The 17,872-nt window shown below is 72.5% G+C and carries 18 protein-coding genes; 10 read left to right on the top strand and 8 right to left on the bottom strand.

The window, feature by feature from the left end:
• Window positions 1-5: 5 nt before the first annotated feature.
• From AB0M93_RS05895 to AB0M93_RS05885, 3 genes are read right to left on the bottom strand one after another with little or no spacing between them, the layout of a single operon-like run.
• A complete protein-coding gene (locus AB0M93_RS05895; protein ID WP_364268810.1) occupies window positions 6-2,249 on the bottom strand; it encodes a phage tail sheath C-terminal domain-containing protein in 2,244 nt (747 codons plus the stop codon).
• 22 nt (window positions 2,250-2,271) lie between these two features.
• Window positions 2,272-2,955 carry a carboxypeptidase regulatory-like domain-containing protein gene (locus AB0M93_RS05890; protein WP_364268808.1) on the bottom strand — a complete coding sequence of 228 codons (684 nt, stop codon included), beginning with the start codon at window positions 2,953-2,955 and terminating at the stop codon, window positions 2,272-2,274.
• A complete protein-coding gene (locus AB0M93_RS05885) occupies window positions 2,952-3,530 on the bottom strand; it encodes a DUF4255 domain-containing protein (protein ID WP_364268806.1) in 579 nt (192 codons plus the stop codon). Before AB0M93_RS05885 ends, AB0M93_RS05890 begins: the two co-directional genes overlap by 4 nt.
• 181 nt (window positions 3,531-3,711) lie before the next feature.
• Between AB0M93_RS05885 and AB0M93_RS05880 the strand changes: the two genes are divergently transcribed.
• Both AB0M93_RS05880 and AB0M93_RS05875 read left to right on the top strand, forming a co-directional pair.
• The gene (locus tag AB0M93_RS05880; RefSeq protein WP_364268804.1) at window positions 3,712-3,909 is read left to right on the top strand and encodes a hypothetical protein; all 198 of its coding nucleotides are present in this window, start codon (window positions 3,712-3,714) and stop codon (window positions 3,907-3,909) included.
• Between the two features lie 116 nt (window positions 3,910-4,025).
• The gene (locus AB0M93_RS05875) at window positions 4,026-4,754 is read left to right on the top strand and encodes a bacterial transcriptional activator domain-containing protein (RefSeq protein WP_364268802.1); all 729 of its coding nucleotides are present in this window, start codon (window positions 4,026-4,028) and stop codon (window positions 4,752-4,754) included.
• Window positions 4,755-4,815: 61 nt separating this feature from the next.
• Here the strand turns inward: AB0M93_RS05875 and AB0M93_RS05870 are convergent, their stop codons facing one another.
• Window positions 4,816-5,757 (bottom strand): GH25 family lysozyme, encoded by a 942-nt coding sequence (locus AB0M93_RS05870; RefSeq protein WP_364268800.1) that lies wholly within the window; start codon window positions 5,755-5,757, stop codon window positions 4,816-4,818.
• Between the two features lie 119 nt (window positions 5,758-5,876).
• Entirely contained in the window at window positions 5,877-6,404 is a 528-nt protein-coding gene (locus AB0M93_RS05865; RefSeq protein WP_364268798.1) for a MauE/DoxX family redox-associated membrane protein, read from the bottom strand.
• A gap of 132 nt (window positions 6,405-6,536) precedes the next feature.
• On the opposite strand from AB0M93_RS05865, the gene AB0M93_RS05860 reads away from it, so the two are divergent.
• From AB0M93_RS05860 to AB0M93_RS05840, 5 genes are read left to right on the top strand one after another with little or no spacing between them, the layout of a single operon-like run.
• Window positions 6,537-7,229, top strand: coding sequence for a hypothetical protein (locus tag AB0M93_RS05860; RefSeq protein WP_364268796.1), 693 nt, complete (start codon window positions 6,537-6,539; stop codon window positions 7,227-7,229).
• Window positions 7,226-7,741, top strand: coding sequence for a hypothetical protein (locus AB0M93_RS05855; protein ID WP_364268794.1), 516 nt, complete (start codon window positions 7,226-7,228; stop codon window positions 7,739-7,741). Before AB0M93_RS05860 ends, AB0M93_RS05855 begins: the two co-directional genes overlap by 4 nt.
• Window positions 7,707-8,273: a hypothetical protein gene (locus AB0M93_RS05850; protein ID WP_364268792.1), complete on the top strand. Its 567-nt coding sequence runs from the start codon at window positions 7,707-7,709 to the stop codon at window positions 8,271-8,273. The genes AB0M93_RS05855 and AB0M93_RS05850 overlap by 35 nt, the downstream gene beginning before the upstream one ends.
• Complete coding sequence (locus tag AB0M93_RS05845) at window positions 8,270-8,443, top strand: hypothetical protein (protein WP_364268790.1); 174 nt, start codon at window positions 8,270-8,272, stop codon at window positions 8,441-8,443. The genes AB0M93_RS05850 and AB0M93_RS05845 overlap by 4 nt, the downstream gene beginning before the upstream one ends.
• Window positions 8,444-8,461: 18 nt before the next feature.
• Complete coding sequence (locus tag AB0M93_RS05840; protein ID WP_364268788.1) at window positions 8,462-9,025, top strand: hypothetical protein; 564 nt, start codon at window positions 8,462-8,464, stop codon at window positions 9,023-9,025.
• Here AB0M93_RS05840 and AB0M93_RS05835 read toward each other — a convergent pair.
• Window positions 9,000-12,335 (bottom strand): S8 family serine peptidase, encoded by a 3,336-nt coding sequence (locus AB0M93_RS05835; RefSeq protein ID WP_364268786.1) that lies wholly within the window; start codon window positions 12,333-12,335, stop codon window positions 9,000-9,002. The two genes, AB0M93_RS05840 and AB0M93_RS05835, sit on opposite strands and share 26 nt — an antisense overlap.
• Before the next feature lie 225 nt (window positions 12,336-12,560).
• Complete coding sequence (locus AB0M93_RS05830) at window positions 12,561-13,538, bottom strand: trypsin-like serine protease (RefSeq protein ID WP_364268784.1); 978 nt, start codon at window positions 13,536-13,538, stop codon at window positions 12,561-12,563.
• An 834-nt stretch (window positions 13,539-14,372) separates the two neighbouring features.
• Between AB0M93_RS05830 and AB0M93_RS05825 the strand changes: the two genes are divergently transcribed.
• The 3 genes from AB0M93_RS05825 (at window position 14,373) to AB0M93_RS05815 (ending at window position 16,435) form a co-directional block, all read left to right on the top strand.
• Window positions 14,373-15,050 (top strand): sensor histidine kinase, encoded by a 678-nt coding sequence (locus tag AB0M93_RS05825; protein ID WP_364268782.1) that lies wholly within the window; start codon window positions 14,373-14,375, stop codon window positions 15,048-15,050.
• Between the two features lie 2 nt (window positions 15,051-15,052).
• On the top strand, window positions 15,053-15,703 hold the full coding sequence (locus AB0M93_RS05820; RefSeq protein ID WP_364268780.1) for a response regulator transcription factor: 651 nt from the start codon (window positions 15,053-15,055) through the stop codon (window positions 15,701-15,703).
• Window positions 15,704-15,808: 105 nt separating this feature from the next.
• Entirely contained in the window at window positions 15,809-16,435 is a 627-nt protein-coding gene (locus tag AB0M93_RS05815) for a response regulator transcription factor (RefSeq protein WP_364268778.1), read from the top strand.
• A 6-nt stretch (window positions 16,436-16,441) separates the two neighbouring features.
• Here the strand turns inward: AB0M93_RS05815 and AB0M93_RS05810 are convergent, their stop codons facing one another.
• Window positions 16,442-17,761, bottom strand: a complete 1,320-nt coding sequence (locus AB0M93_RS05810) for a hypothetical protein (protein ID WP_364268775.1) — start codon at window positions 17,759-17,761, stop codon at window positions 16,442-16,444.
• Window positions 17,762-17,872 lie beyond the last annotated feature (111 nt).

Genomic DNA, 17,872 nt, shown 5'->3' with positions numbered 1-17,872 from the left:
CGATGTCAGGCGAGCTGGGTCTCGCGGGCCTTCTGCTGGATCCGGAAGATCACGAACTCGGCCGGGAAGACCGGCGCGACGCCGATGACGCAGACGAGCCGGCCGTTGGCCAGGTCGTCGTCGGTCATCGTGGTGCGGTCACAGGCGACGAAGAACGCTTCGGCGGCCGTCGTGCCCGCCAGCGCGCCGCTGCGCCAAACCGTGGTCAGGAAGTTCGACACGGTCTGCCGCACGAGCGCCCACAGCGCTTCGTCGTTCGGCTCGAACACGACCCACCGCGTGCCCTTGTCGATCGACTCCTCGAGGAACAGGAACAGCCGCCGGACGTTGACGTACTTCCACGAGCTGTCCGAAGACAGCGTGCGGGCACCCCAGACCCGCTGGCCGAGGCCGGGGAAGAACCGCAGCGCGTTGATCCCGCGGGGGTTCAGCAGGTCCTGGTGCCGCTTGGTGATGTCGGCGGCGAGGCCGTCGGTGAGCTTGATGCCGCGGACGACGACGTTCGCCGGCGCCTTGTGCACCCCGCGTTCGGCGTCGACGCGGGCATAGATCCCGGCGATGTGACCGGACGGCGGTACCTGGACGTCCCGGCCGGTCGCGGGGTCGGTGGTGACCAGCCACGGGTAGTACAGCGCCGCGTCCCTGGTGTCGAACGGCTCGCGGAAGGCCTGGATGCCTTCGATGTCCAGCCCGTCCTGCGGATCGAGCACGGCGAACCGGTCCTTGAGCGTCTCGCAGTGCGTGATCAGCGCGGACCCGACCGTCCCGGCCCACACGCCGGGCACCGCGCACACCGACACCTCGTCGATGTCCTCCAGCGCGACGATCCCGGTTCGCGCGCCGCTGCCGCCGTCCACGCCGACGAAGTCGGCCACGCTCAGCGAGCCCAGCGCGTCGTCGCCGCCGGCCAGGTCGAGCCAGGAACCCTTGGCGGGCAGCGGGAACTTCGCCGGGTCGGTGGACAGCCCGGGCAACGCGGCCGCGGTCACCAGCTGCGAACGGGCGAGCGCCGAAGCGACGCCCGGCTCGTCGCCGCCGAGCCGGAGGTTGCCGAACGTCTCGGTCGCCGTCGTGCCGCCCGGATCGGTGAACCGCGTGTCCACCTGGGCTTCGACCAGCGCGATCCGGTCGGTCTCGAACAGGTCCGGGACGGTTCCGTCGAAGGTGACGACGTCGTCGCGGACGGCTTCGACGTGCCGGACGCTCAGCTGCCGCCCGTCGTCGAACTGCACGACCGCGCCGGGGTACAGCCGGCTCGCGCCGCCGATCCGCACGGTGGGGCCGGCCGCCGGGTTGGCCCGCCGCACGCGTCGGACGCCCAGCCCGGTCCGCCAGGCGGGGTGGGCCGTGGCGTCCGCGAAGGTGAGCGTGACCTTGCCGTTCGACGGCTGGCCCGCCTGGGCGCGGAAGCGGCCGGCGCCGATCTGCACCCAGATCTCCCCCGGTTCCAGCCCGGCCGCCTCGGCGACGTCGGCCGTCGGGCTGTCGGCGGCCGCGTCGGCGGTCAGCCGGGTGACGAACAGGGCACCCTCGGCCGGGTCCGGGAGCACCGGCAGAGCCGCGCCCACCACCGGCTGGATCCGGACCTGCACGCCGCTGCCCCAGGCACCGGGGCTGACCGCGGTGAACTCCAGCGACTCCTCGGCACTGCGCTCACCGACCTGGACGTAGTCGCCGCGGGCGGACCGGACGGCGGCCGACAGCGGCGGGTCGAGCTCGACCCGCCGGGCGGCGAAGTCGTAGGCGGTGACGGTGGCGGTGCCGAGCGGCTGGTCGTCGTCCCCGCGGAAGAACGCCACCTGCTGGCCCTGCCCGGTGAACCCGAGCAGGTGACCGAGCTGGAGGCTGGTCGCGCCGCTCGCGGCGTCGGCGACGATCGGGCTGACCAGGCCGTGGCCCAGCCGGCCCGACGCGGCCGCGGCGGTCCGGCTCACGACGCGCTTGACGTACAGGCGCTCGCCGCCGTTGTCGAAGAACCCCTTGACCGCCAACGGGAACAGCCACCAGCGGCCGCCCTCGGCGGGGTTGTCCGCCCACGCGTCGCGCACGGCGGCCTCGGGTTCCGGCAGGAAGCCGCCGAAGGTGCGCTGGTACTCCAGGAAGTTCGTCACCAGCCGGGGCTTTCCGGTGGCCGGACCGCGCACGGTGACCCCGGCCATGCCCGCCGTGCTGGTGCTCACCCCCGCGATCGGCCGCGGCCCCGCGTCGATCTCCTCGACGAAGACCCCCGGGCTCAGGTAGTCGGGCATGGCTGGCTCCTCACTTCTTCCCTCACTGCTCGCGGATCTCGATGACGTGGCGGGTCGCGGCGCCGGCGGGCAGCCGGACCTCCAGCGACCCGGTCCGGCCCGGCCGTTCGGTGGCTTCCAGCCGGAAGACCTCGGTGTTCCCCTCGCCCGGTTCGCCGTCCCAGCGCAACGCCAGCCGGAACGCGCCCAGCTCGCCGGTCAGCGTCCGCTCCTGCCACGGGACCAGGTCGACGCTCGTCCGGCCGCGCGCCTCGACCAGCGCGTTCGCCACGGGGCTGCGGGTCGCCGCGTCGACGACCACGCCGTGCACCGTGCGCACGCCGGGCGGGTACGGGAACTCGGCCGACGGCAGGAGCCGGACGAGCCGTGGTTCCGGCGTGTTTTCCGGTGCCGCCGAGAACTCGACGCCGACGGTGGTGGCGTCGAAGGGCTCGCCGTCGGCCGGGTACAGCGGCCGGTACCCGGCGGCCTCGAACCGGGCGCGGTGGCGCAGGCCGGTCGCCGCGCGGGCGCCGAGGCCGGGGTAGGCGATCGCGGCGCTCGGCGTGCGGACGGCGGCGGTGTCCTGCGGCACCCAGACACCGTCGGCGAACCGGTCCAGCAGAACGGAAACGCCGGTGCCGCGGACTTTGCGCGCGAAGTCGTCGTACGGCACGAACCAGGCCGGGCTGGCGAGCGTGTTGCGCTCGAAGGGCAGCAGGCTCACGAGGCCGTCGCCCCCTCGATCACCCGGCTGCGCACGGGCCGGACCGCCAGTTCGGTCGCGACGTCGAGGTTGACCACGCGGACCTCGTAGTTCAGCGAAAGCCGGTAGGGCTTCTGGATCGCGTACCAGACCCAGGACTTCTGGTCGAGCGTGAGCGCGGTCAGGCTGAGGTGCAGCGCGTCGGTCGTGCCGGCGAGGCTGCCCGAAAGCTGTGGCCCGTCGAGGATGGCGTCGTCGTAGAAGACCTGCAGCGCGCGGCCGAGCATGCGGTGCTGGGTCGGCTGGTCGCCGCCCCACGGCGTGATGAGGTACCGCAGCAGCAACGCCATCGGCGGCTTGCGCGTCACCGGCGGCTCCGGGGGCAGCGACCGCACCGGCGGCCGGTTGCGCGACGCCGGGTCCTCGGCGATTTCGTACAGGAAGACCGTGAGCATCGGCGGCGGCGGGGTGACCGGCTCGGACAGGTCGTGCAGCACGGCGATGGGTGGCTGCTCTCCGCCGAGACCGCGCAGTGCCGTCGTCAACGCGGTCACGATCGTGGTCGAGACGTCGGCGATGACGCCGAAGTCGCCCATGCCATTCCTCCCCCGCTGCGCACACTTCCCCGGTGTGGTCGAAAGGATGCCCGTGCCGCCGTGGCGCGTTCGCGATTCCGCCGTCACGAGGGCGTCACCGCCGCGTTTTCCGACTCCGGTTGACGGCGGGACACACGCGGCGGCAACGCCGGTGTGACAGTGTTCCGGCATTCTTCACAGCGTGGAGGTCCCCTCGGAGCGCAACGGCATCCTGATCCTCCGCGTCTGGCTGGAAAGCGGGCGGCGGGACAATTTCCGCGCGCGCGTGTTCCGCACGATCGGGCCGGATCAGGCCCCGCCACTGGTGTTGAGCGAGGTCGACGATGTGCGCTCGGTGGTACAGGCGTGGCTGGACGAATTGCTCGGGCCGGGCGCGTGACGGACCGGCGACGCCGCGGTGACGCCGGCGCCACCGCAATTCCGTAACACGATCTTGGAATTGCTCGTAGAATGGCGGCATCGCGTCGCAATGGATCACATCGTCCGGGGGGATCGATGACCTCGTCCATCATCACGTTACGTCTGCTGCACAGTTTCGCCCTGACCGTAGGCGAGTCCAGGGTGTCGATTTGCCTGAGTGCGCAGCGGCTGCTCGCGTTCCTGGCGCTGCAGAACATTCCGCGCAGCCGCGCGTACGTGGCCGGCTCGCTGTGGCCGGACACGACCGTGCCGCGCGCGAACGCGAACCTCCGGTCGTCGCTGTGGCGGGCGACGCGGACCGGCCACCCGGTGATCGACGCGTCCGTGCAGGAGATCGCGATCGCCGCCGACGTCGTGGTCGACGTGCACGACGCGGTCGAGCGCGCACACCGGCTGCTGGACCCGGCGTGCCCGTGCGACGACATCCTCACCACGCGGACCCGCGCCGACCTGTCGGCGGACCTGCTGCCGGAGTGGTCGGAAAGCGAGTGGGTGCTGATCGAGCAGGAGCAGTACCACCAGCTGCGGCTGCACGCGCTGGAGGCGATGACCGCCCGCCTGACCACGGCCGGGCGGCACGGCGAGGCGGTCGCGGCGGGACTGGCCGCCGTCCGCGCCGAGCCGCTGCGGGAAAGCGCGCACAGCGTGCTGATCAAGGCCCACCTGGCGGCGGGCAACCGCGGCGCGGCACTGGGCCAGTACGACGTCTGCCGCCGCGCACTGGCCGACGAACTCGGCCTGGCGCCGTCGGACACTCTGACGGAGCTCCTGCCGAAGGGGCTCGCGAGCGCCGCGGCCGGGTGAGACCGGCCCACGCGCTCACGAGCCCGGAACGGTCCGGCAAGACAGGCTTGCCGGACCGCGGCTAAACCTTGGCCACCAGGCGTTCGACCAGCATCTGGCGCACCTCGTCGGCGGTCTCGGCGCCGGCCGCCTGGGTGACGGCCTGGGTCACCGCCGGCACGAGTTCGGCGACGAGCTTGCCCTCGAGCGCGACGGCGAGCTGGTCGGCGTCGACCGGGTGGGTGGCCGAGTCGGTGATCAGCTTGGTCACCGAGTCCAGCGCGGCGCCGAGCGCGCCGAGCTTGGCGTCCATGTCCTTGATGAACTGGGCGTAGTTGCGGTTCCCGCCCGCGTCGAAGACGTTCCCCCACATCATGGCGCGGAAGTCTTCGGGTGTGAACGGCATGTCGGCCTCCGTGGTGAGGTGGTTGCTGGTGTAGGACTCGTCGAAGTCGACCGCGGCCGCCGAGCCGGGCAGGGTGCCGCTGCTGGTGTACTGGTGCACGTCGTAGCGGCCGGGGTAGCGGGCCGGTCCTGCCGCCTGCGGCCGGGCGCCGTAGCGGGCGATCACGATCACCAGGTCCGGCACGTCCCACTGGTCCGGCCGCAGCGCTGCGGCGAACGACGCGCTCATGTAGACCGCAGGCCGCAGGCCGGCGGCCGCGACGTGCCGGCAGAACGCGATCGCGAAGTCACGGGCGAAACCGTTCGGGGTGAACGGGCTTTCCAGGTCCAGCATCGGGGCCACGCCGGTCGCCCCGAGCCGCGCGACCTGCCCCAGCAGGACGTCGGCCTGGGCCTCCGGACCCGGTTTGAGCTGCGCGTAGTGGTAGCCGCCGACCGGGATGTCCCGCGATCTCGCGCCGGCCACATGCGTGTCCGGCCGGTAGGTCACGCCGCCGCGGGTGATCGTGTACGGCGCGCCGCCGTCGGACACCTTCACCCACGCGAACGCGATGTCGTTGACCTGATCCCAGCGCAGTCCCCGTTGGTAGTAGGGATGCAGGTCGGTTCCTCTGGCCATTGCCGGCCTCCCTCGCTGGTAGCACGGCTTCTTCGATACCGGAGGGGCAGTGTGCGCAGGCGCGGCCGAGCCGTCACCGGAGCGTACGGGCCGGACACGGAATGGCGGGAAGAAAATAATCAACCCCGGCGCCCGGGTTTTCCTCCGGCGATTCCGCGCCAGGCCGGGAGCAGGTGGTTCGCCATTGCGAGAACCACCCCGGCCGCCACGCACGACCAGCGATCCGGAACCGCGCCGTTCGTCCCGTATCCGGCACTTCCCGCGGCGAGGACCACCGCCCTGGCCACCACCGCCCACGACACCTTTTCCGCGCCGAAACACCCACACGGCACCCCCGCCCGGCGGGTCCGCAGCACCGCCGCATAGGCGGCGAAAGCGCTGTAGAGCGCGGCCTGCGCGGCGGCCGGCCACTCATGGTTTGCCGATGCCGTGGACAGCACGAACAGCACACCGGAGCCGACCAGGAGCTCCGCGCCGGTGGTCGTCGCCGCCACGACCGGCGACCACTTCGTCGGGAAGAGGCGATGGGTGCGCAGGACCGCCCGGTGCTGCGCGGGCCGCAGCGCGTGGGCCACCCCGGCCGTGATCAGAAGAATCGCCCCCGTCGCCGTCAGGGCGGTCATTCCGGCCGGCCAGAAAACGTTCATGGACCCAATGTATTCGCCGACAAAAGTACCGTCCCCGATCGGACCAATCCGGAAACCGTTCCGAAACGATCGTGGCGACCGCCGAATCCGTCGGCTAGTCTCACCGGGCGGATTCCCGGAAACGGAGGTCTCATGGCGACACAACGGTTGCGGTTGGTGGCGCCGGGCGGTGACCGGGTCACCGTGGACCTGCCCGCCGCCGAACCCGTTTCGCACGTCGTGGCGGGCGTCCGCTTCGTCGGCGGCTCGTTCGGCACCGGCTTCCAGATCGGGCCGCGCGGCTACCACGACTTCGCCTGCACCCACGTCGCCCCGGCGCGGACCCGGGACCGGCTGGTCGTGCACGGCCGGGAGGTCGTCGTCGCCGAGGCCGACGACGGGCAGACGTCGCTGGCCACCCTGATCGGGACCTACCACGAGCTGATGACCGTGTACGCCGGGCCGGCCCCGCGCCGCGACCGCGTGCTGGCGCTGTTCGGCTCGCTGCGGATCGAAGACCACGTCGGCGGCATGACCGTCGTTCCCCGCGCGGCGACGCTGCTGGACTCGGCGAACGAACACCTCGTCGTCGTGGTGCGCCACCACGGCTCGCTGTCCATCCCCGCCCCGCGGCACGCCGCGGCCCTGCTCCCCCGCCACGCGGGCGCGCCGACGAAACACGGCGAAGTCTGGAAAGCCGGGTACGCGGCGGGTTCCGGGCGCTCGTTCATCCTCGGCTGCCCGGCGGGCGTGGCCGAGGTGCACCTCGCGGACACCCCGGTGAAGACCGACCAGGACCGGCTCGACTGGCTCGACGAAATCGCCGTCGCCTGGGACCGGGGATGACCCCGTCGCTCGCGTTCTCCGTCCTCACCTGGGCGGCGATCATCCTGCTGTTCTTCGGCCTGGCGGCCGTGCTGCGCGAAGTCCGGCTGCTGCGCGGGATGGTGTCCCGCACCACGGACGGGTTCGCCGCCGCGCCCCCGGAGCTGACTCTCGGCCCCCGCTTCGCCGGCGGGATCGTCGCCGCGGTCGACTCCGGCTGCCCGCTGTGCCTGACCGTCGTCGAGCGGCTGGCCCGGCTCGGGGCGGACGCGACGCTGCTGACCCACGAGCCGGCCGCCACGTGGACGGACCTCGCCCACGGGCTGCCGGTGGTCAGCGACGGCGAAGCGTGGCGTTCGGTCTCGCACCTCTCGCCGCCGGTGCTGATGCAGCTCGACGGAACCGGCCAGGTCCGCCGGGTGGTGCTGCCCGTGCGGGCCACCGAAGTGGACACCACCCTGGCCGGCTGGGCCGGCCCGAAGGCAGGAGGCGATTCCGGTGACCCTGGTGTTGGCGTGCATTCCCGACCATGACCGGCCCGCGGCCGGCGCCGCGGACACCCGCGCGGGCCGGAAGCTGAAGGGCGGCGGCACCCGGCGGGCGTTCCTGCGCGCGGTGGCGCTCGGAGCGTTGACGATCGGGGCGACGGCACTGGACTGGACCGGGCTGTCCCGCACCCGGCGGGCGAACGCCGAGTACAGCCCGTACGGCATGCCCGGCTACGACCGCAACGACTGCCGTGACGCCTACCCCACCGGCTACGCCGAGCTGTCCGACACCAGCGGCACCTACGTCAGCAGCTACGCCGCCTGCTTCGGCGGCTTCTGGCGGGGCAGCACCTACTGCGACGCGGGCTGGCACAAGTACGGCACCTGGAACGAGAACGGCATCCAGGTCGACCACCAGCCGGTGTCCAACACGTGCGGCCAGTTCGTCGGCAAGAACGCGTGGCGGTGGACGACCCCGGACCAGAAGGTCTACCGCTGCTCGGACGGCTTCTCCACCTTCTGGGGCGGCGGGTACACCGGCCAGACGTACCTGACCATCTGCCGGGCCGCCCTTTGACGCACGCACCTGCGCGGCGCCGGTGGCACCCGCTCACCATCGCCGCCGCCCTCGTGCTCGCCGCCGCGGTGGCGAGCACGCTCGTCTTCACGCAGCCGGCCTGGCTGCTGCCCAGCGCGTGGCTGGTGATGTGCGCGGCGGCCGGGTTCGCCACCAGCGGCTCCAGTTGAAGCCGGAACTCGGCCTTCGTGCTGAGCTCGCCGGTCTGGCGAGGCACTCCGGTACTGGCGTTCTGCGCGGGACTCCTCGGCGGCGGCGCCCTGACCGCGATCGTCCTGATCGTGGCCGGTTCCCTGCTGCGCGCCCCGCTTCCGGTCTTCGTCCGCTGGACGCTGGTCGCCGCGGTGCTGGGTGCGGTGCTGCTGCGGGAAACGGGGGTGTGGTCGTTCCGGCTGCCGGAGAACCGGCGGCTGGTCCCGGAAACCGTGTTCCGGCTCGGCCGGCACCTCGGTCCGCTGCAGTTCGGGCTCGAGATGGGCACCGGGGCACGCACCTACCTGCCCAGCGGGCTGCCGTACGTGGCCGCGGTCGCCGTGGCCCTCACCGCGTCCGTGCCCGCCGCGCTGTGCGCGGGCGCCGGATTCGGGATCGGCCGCGCGCTGATGACCACGGCGAACCTGCGCTACGACGGCGAAAACGGCTGGGACGGCGAATGGCGGGCCCACGGCCGGGAACTGAAGTTCCTGACCGGGGCCGCCTTCCTCGTCCCGCTCGCCGCGATCGCCGTCACGGCGTGGTCTGGTACGCCCTGATCACCGTCTGGGTGAGCGCGTTGCCGTCCGTGTCGCGGGCGGTGATCCGCAGCGACACGAATCCTTCGCCCGCGGGGTTGTGCACGACGGCGAGGCCGCCGTTGCCGATGCGGGCGGTCGGCGCCGGCGTCCACGTCATGCCGTCGTCGGCGGACGTCTCGACCCGCAGGTCCGCCAGCCGCAACACGCCCGCCCCCGGCTGGCGCTGCGCGGTCAGCGCGAGCACGAACGGCCGGCCCGCCGGGGCCCGGCTCTGGTCGTCGACCGCGCCCTCGGCCCGCACGACCAGCAGCGGCAACGGGACCGCCGGCGCCGCCAGGCCCGGTTCGCGGAACGTCCACGCGACGTCCACCTGCGTGCCCACCACCGACCACGGCACGCTGCGCGTCCCGGTCGAGTGCAGCGTGTAGGTGCCTGCGCCGTCCGGGATGGTGAACGCCCCGATGGCCGGGTTGCCCGTGGTGCCGAGCGGAACCCCGTCGCGCGAGAGGGTGGCCGTGCCGGTGAGGCCGCCCGGCGGCGAGGTGTACTGCTGCGGGTCGCTGCCCGACACCAGCGGGATCGCGTACACCAGCTGGTTCCCGGCGCGGAGCACGCCCCAGCCGTCCTGCGGGGCACCGAAGGCGGGGCCGACCGGGGCCCGGTTCCAGCCCGCGTGCTGCGGCCCGGCCCGGTAGGTCCGGTAGGAGTAGTTGTTCTCCGCGTCGGTCAGCGGGTCCGGGTACACCGCCACGACGTGCTGCCACTGCAGCCCGGGTGTGTAGTACTCGGTGCGCCGGCTCGGCAGCGCCTGCGCCACGATCTGGTAGGTCCCGCTGTCGGCACCCGGGAAGCCGAAGGTGACGTCGTCCAGGCGCAGGCTCTGCGCCGGTTTGCCCTGCGTGTGGTAGCGCGCGTCGACCACCGCGAGGTCGCGGTCGCGCACCCGGAACACCGGGTCGGCCGGCACGCGGCCGCGTTCGAGCAGCGCCAGCTGGTAGACGTAGCCGTCGGGGTCCACCCCGGGCGGCCGGGCGGCCAGCGTGGCCCGGAAGTACAGCGCGTAGGTGTGGTCGGTGACCTGCTGGCCGGAGCCGGCCGCGTAGAGCTCGTTGCCCGGCTGGACGGTCCAGGCCAGCGTGCTGGTGCGCGTGCCGGCGGGGTTCCCGGAAATCAGGCCGAGCTCGCCGGCCTGCAGCCGCGCGTCCGGGCGGTCGACCACCACGCGCACCGGTTTGCCTGCGCGGGCGTCCAGGGTGATCGAGACGTCGCCGGTCACCGGCTGGCCCGGTCGCGAGAACGCCGTCACCGCGGCCGGCCGGGTCTGGCCCGTCGGGTCGCCGGACACGTCGAACGCGTTGAGGTCGTACCGGCCCTTGGGCACGCGCACCACGGCCGTGCCGTCCGCGCCGAACGGGCGGACGCCGAAGGCCGCGCCGGTTTCGGTGTCGACCAGCGTGGCGACCCCGGCGGTGAATCCCCCGTCCCGGCCGATCATCCGGACCGACACGCGGTAGCTCTCGCCCTCGAGGACGGCGCCCAGCGCGGTCTGCACGGTGATCCCGGGCGCGGTGGCGGTCAGCCGGCCGCCGTACTGCCCGGCGCCGCCCGCGCCCGTCCGGAGGGTCACCCCGACGTCGGCGCTGCTGTGGGCGGCCACGACCACCGACGACACCGCCGGCGTGAACAGCTGCGCCGGAGCCGGCGCGCCGTCCGGTCCGGTGGCGGTAGTGGCCAGGGCCAGGGTGACGGCCGCGTCGCCGTCGTTGCGGTAGGTCACGGTCTTCGTGACGGCCTGGGTGCGGGGCCAGGCGAAGAAGCCGTAGCCGAGGCTGCCGGTGGTGGCGGTGACCTGCTGCGTCACCGCGCGGCCGACGTCGACCCGGCCGGCGCCCTGCTCGGCGACGCCGGCGGTGGGCTTGGCGGTGCTCGTCAGCGCGGACTTGAGCCGGCCGGCGGCCCAGTCCGGGTGCTGCTGCACCAGCAGCGCCGCCGAGCCGGCGACGTGCGGGGCCGCCATCGACGTGCCGGACAGCCTCGCGTAGCTGTCGTCGACCGGAGCGGTGTCGCCGTCGCGGGTGCCCGCCGCCCTGGCCGACACGATGTCCTCCCCCGGCGCGGCGATGTCGGGCTTGACCGCGTGGTCGCCCAGCCGGAAACCGCGGTTGGAGAACGCGCTGGTGGTGTCCTCGGCGGACACGCTGCCGACCGCGAGGGCCGCGTCCGCCGCCGCGGGCGCGACCACCGGGCCGGGTTCGGGCAGGCCGTTCGAACGGTCGTTGCCCGCCGGGGCGACGAACAGCGTGCCGTACTGGCCGGTGAGCGCGTTCACCGCCTGGGACACCGGATCCGTGCCGTCGGTCGCGTCGCCGCCCAGGCTGAGGTTCACCACGCGCACCTTCGGCGCGATCCACTCCATACCGGCGATCACCGCGGACTCGGGGCAGCCGTAGGCGACGCAGACCTTGCCGCTGATCAGCCGGGCGTCCGGCGCCACGCCGCGGTAGCGCCCGCCGGAGGCCGCGCCCGTGCCCGCGATGATGCCGGCGACGTGCGTGCCGTGCCCGAGGTCGTCGCTCGCGTCCGGCCGGGTGCCGGTGAAGTCCTTCGCCTCCAGGACCTTGCCGGCCAGGTCCGGGTGATCGGCCTTGACACCGGTGTCGAGCAGCCCGACCGTCACGCCGCGGCCCGTGTAGCCCGCCTGCCAGGCGACCGGGCCGCCGATCTGCGGGACGCTGACGTCGAGGGCGGGCTCGGCCAGGCCGTCCAGCCACACCTGGCCGATCCCGGCGCGCAGCGACGAGCCGGTCCCGGCGGTGAGCCAGGTCCAGAACTCCGTGCCGCGGCGCCGGTCCTGGTGCAGGGCGGTGCCGTGCACGCTGGGCAGGTCGCGGACGGCCGTGGCAGCGGGCGGCTGCGGGGCGGCCGCGGCGGCCGGGTGGGTCACGATCAGCGGAAGGGCCGCCGCGGAGCCGGCGAGGTGCTGCCGCAGCAGCTCGGAAACGTCGAACAGCCGGGGGTCCAGCTTGCCGGACGCCACCAGCGGCAGCGCGTCCGACGGCACCACGGTGACGTCCCCGCCTTTCGCGCCGGTGCGGGTTTCGCGGGCGAAACCGACCCGCTCACGGCCGGGCCCCGGTTCCACGACGACAGCGGTGCCCCCGGGGGAATCCGGCAGCACCCGCACGCGGTCGCCGGTGATCAAGGTGACCGTTTTCCCGGCGGAATCGGACACCACGGGTGTCGCGTCCGGTTTTGCCGCGGCGGGCGGCGAAATCACGACCAGCGCGGCCACCACGACGCCGCTCATCGCCTTCTGTTTGCCACGCATGCAGGAACCCTCCGCCGAGCTCGCTTCCCGTTGCCGACCCGCAATTCCCCAGTTTGTCGCCGGCGCATTCGACAGCGCGGTACGTTACGCCGCGGGCAGGCGGTTCGGTCGCCGGGATTCGCGAATCACCCGGGTGTCGCAACGGAAAATTGATCTCGAAAAGGGAAGGAAATCGGCGCGCCCGCCGGAGGTCGTCTCCGGCGGGCGCAAGGGGACGGAAGGTGGTCAGAAACCGGCCGCCTGTGCCGCGTTGAGCACCGCCACCCACGTGTTCGACGCGGCGCGCGCGTAGAACGTGTTGGTGGACCGGTCGCTGCCGGAGGTGACCGCAAGCAGCTGGTTGCTGCCGTTGATCACCGGGCCGCCGCTCCAGCCGCCGAACGCGACGCAGTTGTTGGTGAACAGGTAGGTGTCGCCGTTGAAGCCACCGGCGTCCCGGCCGTTGCCGATGCAGTGCAGCTGGTTCTGGCCGCCGTACATCTCCTGCGGGTAGCCGTGGGTGTCCCAGCCGTTGATCGTGCCGGAGTTGTTCGGCACCCAGCCGAGGCCGCCGACCACGTTGGTGATCTTGGACGTCCCCTGCGCGGCGATCGCCACGGACGCCACGTCGTCTTCGTGCGTGACGCCGTCGTTGCCGTGGTTGAAGTAGGTCGTCGGGATCCAGAACGTCGCCGCGCTCCACGTGCCCAGCGGGCGGCTGTTGTTGTCGTAGGAGGGGATGAAGATGAGGTTCTGGCTCCAGACCGACTGCCCGGCCGCGCCCTGGAACACGCAGTGCGCCGCGGTGGCGACCACGCTCTTGCCGCTGGAGTTGATCACCGAGCCGGAGCAGACGTAGGTCAGGCCGTCCCGGGGGTTGACGAAGAAGATCTTCCCGGTCACCCGGGTGTTGAAGTCCGAGGTGTACGGCCGCGCCAGCTGCGCGTTGCCGAACTGGTCACCGCCCGGGGTCAGCACCGGCGAGGCCGACCGGGTCTGGGCCGCGACCTTCGGCACGTCCTGGGCGACGGGTCTGGCGCCGCGCAGCCGCTCCGGCGTCCAGAACTTCTCCGCCTGCCCCTGGGCGGACCGGTCGGCCTGCGGCGACTGCACGACGCCGTCGGCCGGCGCGGCGGACGCGGCCGGTGCGGCGACGAGCACGGCGCCGGCCACCAGCCCGGCCGAAGCCAGGAATGTTTTCAACCGAAATGCGCGGATTCCCATCTTTCCTCCTCCGATTGAATGCACGACAAAGCCGGTATCGCGAAAACGGGTACGCCGGTGAAACGGCACTGAACTGCGAACGACTTCCGATCCCCCATGATCGGCGATCCGACAACCCCGGGAAAGCAGCGGCACTTCGGGGCCGTCACACAGTGTTCCGTGCTCCCGAAGTGGCGTCAAGACAACCGGACACCCGGAACATTCATGATTCTTTTCCGTCTGCACGCCGGGAAAGAAACGTGAAACTTACCGGCGTCAATTGGTCCACTGAGAGCAACGAGGGAGCACGACCGGGCTATGGCGCGGTGCACCCGATTACCAAGGCGGCCGCGACGGCGTCAACGCCCGGGCGGGCAGGCTTTCCAGCCCCGACGCACCCCTGCCCCGCGGCGGCCGGCGCGCGGCATGCCTTGGAGCAGCGGGAACTCCGTGTTCACAAGACCCGGCACCCACCCGGCGGCGCTCACGTTCGGCCGCCCGTCGGCGCCGCGCTGCTCCGTCCGCCCTGCGACGCCGCGAACGTGCAGCACCCGGGCTTTGTCGGAATCCGACCGGTTTGCCGCGCAGTTCATGAATCGTTTTTGACGGCCCGCCGCCACCAGGCGGACGAGGTCTCCATCCGGACGCACTCTGTTACGCGGGTATTCGCATCGAAACCGGACCGTTACCGAAACCGGGGGTCCGGGATGAAACGCCGGGGCCGGGCGAACCGACTAGTACAGCGGGTGACCATCCCGCTACGCGAAACGGAGCAGCCGGCTGGGCTACCCGCACGAGAGCTGGTTCCCGGGATGCGGCCCGGGGGTCCAGACCATTTGTGGGGACGGGGAGAAGATGCGCCGGACATTCGTCGTCGCCGACATCGTTCGTCCTGCCGGGTACGAAGACCGGCTCAAACGGGTGCTCACCGACCTGCACGACGGCGTGGGGCCGACGCTCACCGCCGCGGTGCTCGGGCTGCGGGCGGCCCGCGACCTGATCGCCCGCGACCGGGCGGCCACCGAGCGCCTCCTGGCCCGGCTCGAGGATGAGCTCTACAGCGCGATCACCGACCTGCGGCGGATCGTGGCCGACGCGCGGCCGCCGGCGCTCGACGACGCCGGGCTCGTCCTGGCCGTGCGCCGGTACGCCACCACGCTCACCGACCGGGTGCCCGCCGAACACGGCCCGCTGCGGGTCGAGGTCGAGGTGCGCGGCGAGCTGCCGGCGCTGTCGGCGGAGGTGGAGATCACCGCGTACCGGATCATCCGCGAGGCGCTGGTGAACGTGGCCCGCCACTCCGGGGCCCGGCGGTGCACGGTGCACCTGTGGCCCCTCGACGGCGACCTGCACGTCGAGATCGTCGACGACGGCGTGGGCACGGACGGCGAAGTGCTGCCCGCGGTGGGCGGGAGCGGGCTGCGGTCGATGCGGGAACGCGCCGGCGACCTCGGCGGCGGCTGCCGGGTGGAGCCGGTTTCCTCCGGCGGCACGCGGATCGCCGCCTGGCTCCCGATCGGCGCGGGAGGGTGAGCGTGTTCGGCACCCTGCGCGTCCTCGTGGTGGACGACCACCCCGTCTTCCGGGCCGCGCTCTGCGCGATGCTCGACGCCACCGACGGCATGGAGGTCGCCGGCGAAGCGGCCGACGGCTTGACCGCGGTCGCCGACGCGGGCCGGCTGGAACCCGACGTCGTGCTGATGGACCTGAACCTCCCGGACCTCGACGGCGTCGAGGCGACGCGGCGGATCGTCACCGCGAACCCGCACACCGGCGTGCTCATGCTGACCATGTTCGAGAACGAGGCCGCGGTGTTCGCCGCCATGCGCGCCGGCGCCCGCGGCTACCTGCTCAAGGGCGCGCGCAACGAGCAGATCATCCGCGCGGTCCGGGTGATCGGCGACGGCGAGGCCATCTTCAGCCCGGCGATCGCCACCCGGGTGCTGTCCCTGCTCGGCACGGCGATCCCGCGCGACGAGTCGTTCCCACGGCTCACGCTGCGGGAGAAGGAGATCCTGCGGCTGGTCGCGCGGGGCATGGGCAACGCGTCGATCGCCGAGGAACTGGTGCTGAGCCAGAAGACCGTGCGCAACCACGTGTCCCACATCTTCCGCAAGCTCCGGGTCACCGACCGCACCCAGGCCATCGCGAAGGCCCGGGAGGCCGGCATTGCCCGATCGGAGTAAGGAAAGCGGGACAGGTCGGGACTCCTTGTCCCTGTTCGGCGGCCACCCGCAGGCACGATCCTTGGAAGCGGGGGAACCGACGTCGTTCGAGGGAGGGCTTCGCCGATGATCACCGACCAGGTACCGGTGCTGCTGCACGCCACCGACACCATCACCCATGCGGGTGTCACCGCCGCGTTGCGGTCACGCCCCGAAATCCGGCTGGCCGATGGCGACCCCGGTGAGCCGGCCGTCGTGCTGGTCATCGTGGAGCGGCTCAACGAGGAGGCGCGGCAGCTGCTGCGCAGCCTGCAGTGCGCCAACCACGCGGGCATCGTCCTGGTCGCCGGGGAGGTGGAGGACTCGGAGCTGCTCGACGTCGTGGGGACCGGCGTGTCGGCGATCATCCGCCGGGCCGACGCCACCCCCGACACCCTGGTGCGGCTCGTCAAGGCCGCGGCCGTCGGCGAAGGGGCGCTGCCGCCCGACCTGCTCGGCCGCCTGCTGTCCCGGGTTTCCCGGCTGCAGCGGGACGTGCTGCACCCGAACGGCTGGGACCTCGCCGGGATGTCCCAGCGGGAGACCCGGGTGCTGAAGCTGGTCGCCGACGGCTTCGAGACCAAGGAGATCGCCGACCAGCTGAGCTACTCCGAGCGGACGGTGAAGTCGATCCTGCACGACATCACCAACCGCTTCCAGCTCCGCAACCGCGCCCACGCGGTGGCGTTCGCCATGCGCGAAGGGCTGATCTAGCCCGGTTCACTCGACGCGGCCGGAGAAGGAGACCGACGGCGTGCAGTGGCCCTTGTCCCCCGGGTTCTGGCAGCTGACCGCGAGCACGATCTTCTCCCCCGGCTGGAACCGCCACGCCTGCAGCCAGTGGTGGTCGAGGTCGCGGAAGTTCGCCAGGCCGACCTCCAGCAGCACGCTCTTGGTGCCGTTGGAATCCCGCAGCAGGCGCAGGGTTCCGGCGTCACCACGCGGGTTCTGCAGCACGAGGTCGGTGATCACGAGTGTCTTGTTCGGGTCGGGCAAGGTGTAGGGGAATTCGGCGAACCGGTTGACGTTCGAGTCGATGTTCGCGTCGGCGGCCACCCGGAAGTCCGTCGGTGTCCCGTCGGCGGCGTTCGCGGCGCGGCTCGGGGTGGCCCCCGGACCGGCGCCGGGGGCGGGGTTGTCGCCCGGCGGGGTCAGGCCGACGGCCTTCATCGCCTGCTCGGAGTTCTGCTTGGCCTGGTCGGCGTTCTTCTTCGCCTGGTCCGCTCCGGCGCCGGCGTCCTGCGCGGCCTTCACGATCTGCTGGTTCTGTTCCGCGGCCGCCTCCCGGGCGGCCGACTTCACGGCGGGCCGCAGGACGGTGAACCACAGCGTCACCAGGGCGAGCAGGAGGACGAGCAGCGCGGCGAGGGCGGGCAGCAGCCACTTGGGCAGCAGCTGCCGCTGCACCATGGTGCCTTCGGTCTTGAGGGGCTCGGCCCCTTCGGCGGTGACGAACACCTGGAAGCGGTGCCGGACGGACTGCCCGCGCAGGAAGCGCTTCCGCGGCCGGGTGCGCATCCGGATGAACGCGGCGGTCCCCGGCGCGAGCTCGGCCCGGTCGCGTTCGAGCCGGAAGTCCAGCTCGTCCTCGGGGTCCAGCGGGCTCAGCTCCACCGCCACCGGCCGGTTGCCCCGGTTGTCGACAGCGACCTCGAAGTCCGCCTTGGACGCGGCTTCCACCTTGCCCGGGACGAGCTCGGCGGTCACCTCGGTGAAGGCCCCGAGCTCGACGGTGCCCTCTTCGACCACCGACCCGGCGGGGTCCTCGCTGGAGAACACCCGGACGCCGAACGGGATGGTCCCGGCGGGCACGTCGGAGGACCGCGGCGGCGCGAACCGGACGGTGACCGTCCCGGTTTCCCCGGGCAACAGGTTGATCGTCGCCGGTTCCGCGGTGGCCCAGCCACTCGCGTCGCCCACGACGTCGATCGCGAACTGGTCGACGACCTGCCCGGCGTTCCGGACGGTCACCGAGCAGCTCGTTTCCTGACCCGGTTCCGCGACCAGGCCGGCGTCGGACAGCGTCGCCGTAGCTCCCATGCCCGGAAGTCTCCGCGCCCGGCTCCGGTTGCGGCACCAGCGGACGGGTGTGCGGTCGTGCGCCCGTGATTGCCCGTACGGGCAGCGGTCGATGCGCCGGCAAGCGGTCTG

It is taken from the genome of Amycolatopsis sp. NPDC051102 (genome assembly GCF_040682815.1).
GTDB lineage: Bacteria > Actinomycetota > Actinomycetes > Mycobacteriales > Pseudonocardiaceae > Amycolatopsis.
Note: the sequence above shows the minus strand (reverse complement) of the source record. Positions and strands in the feature narration are given on the sequence as shown.

Bases quoted from the DNA above. Each gene is read 5' to 3' on its own strand.
- AB0M93_RS05895 (WP_364268810.1), bottom strand. From the start codon at position 2,249: ATGCCCGACTACCTGAGCCCGGGGGTCTTCGTCGAGGAGATCGACGCG.
- AB0M93_RS05885 (WP_364268806.1), bottom strand. From the start codon at position 3,530: ATGGGCGACTTCGGCGTCATCGCCGACGTCTCGACCACGATCGTGACC.
- AB0M93_RS05875 (WP_364268802.1), top strand. From the start codon at position 4,026: ATGACCTCGTCCATCATCACGTTACGTCTGCTGCACAGTTTCGCCCTG.
- AB0M93_RS05870 (WP_364268800.1), bottom strand. From the start codon at position 5,757: ATGGCCAGAGGAACCGACCTGCATCCCTACTACCAACGGGGACTGCGC.
- AB0M93_RS05865 (WP_364268798.1), bottom strand. From the start codon at position 6,404: ATGAACGTTTTCTGGCCGGCCGGAATGACCGCCCTGACGGCGACGGGG.
- AB0M93_RS05860 (WP_364268796.1), top strand. From the start codon at position 6,537: ATGGCGACACAACGGTTGCGGTTGGTGGCGCCGGGCGGTGACCGGGTC.
- AB0M93_RS05855 (WP_364268794.1), top strand. From the start codon at position 7,226: ATGACCCCGTCGCTCGCGTTCTCCGTCCTCACCTGGGCGGCGATCATC.
- AB0M93_RS05835 (WP_364268786.1), bottom strand. From the start codon at position 12,335: ATGCGTGGCAAACAGAAGGCGATGAGCGGCGTCGTGGTGGCCGCGCTG.
- AB0M93_RS05830 (WP_364268784.1), bottom strand. From the start codon at position 13,538: ATGGGAATCCGCGCATTTCGGTTGAAAACATTCCTGGCTTCGGCCGGG.
- AB0M93_RS05825 (WP_364268782.1), top strand. From the start codon at position 14,373: ATGCGCCGGACATTCGTCGTCGCCGACATCGTTCGTCCTGCCGGGTAC.
- AB0M93_RS05815 (WP_364268778.1), top strand. From the start codon at position 15,809: ATGATCACCGACCAGGTACCGGTGCTGCTGCACGCCACCGACACCATC.
- AB0M93_RS05810 (WP_364268775.1), bottom strand. From the start codon at position 17,761: ATGGGAGCTACGGCGACGCTGTCCGACGCCGGCCTGGTCGCGGAACCG.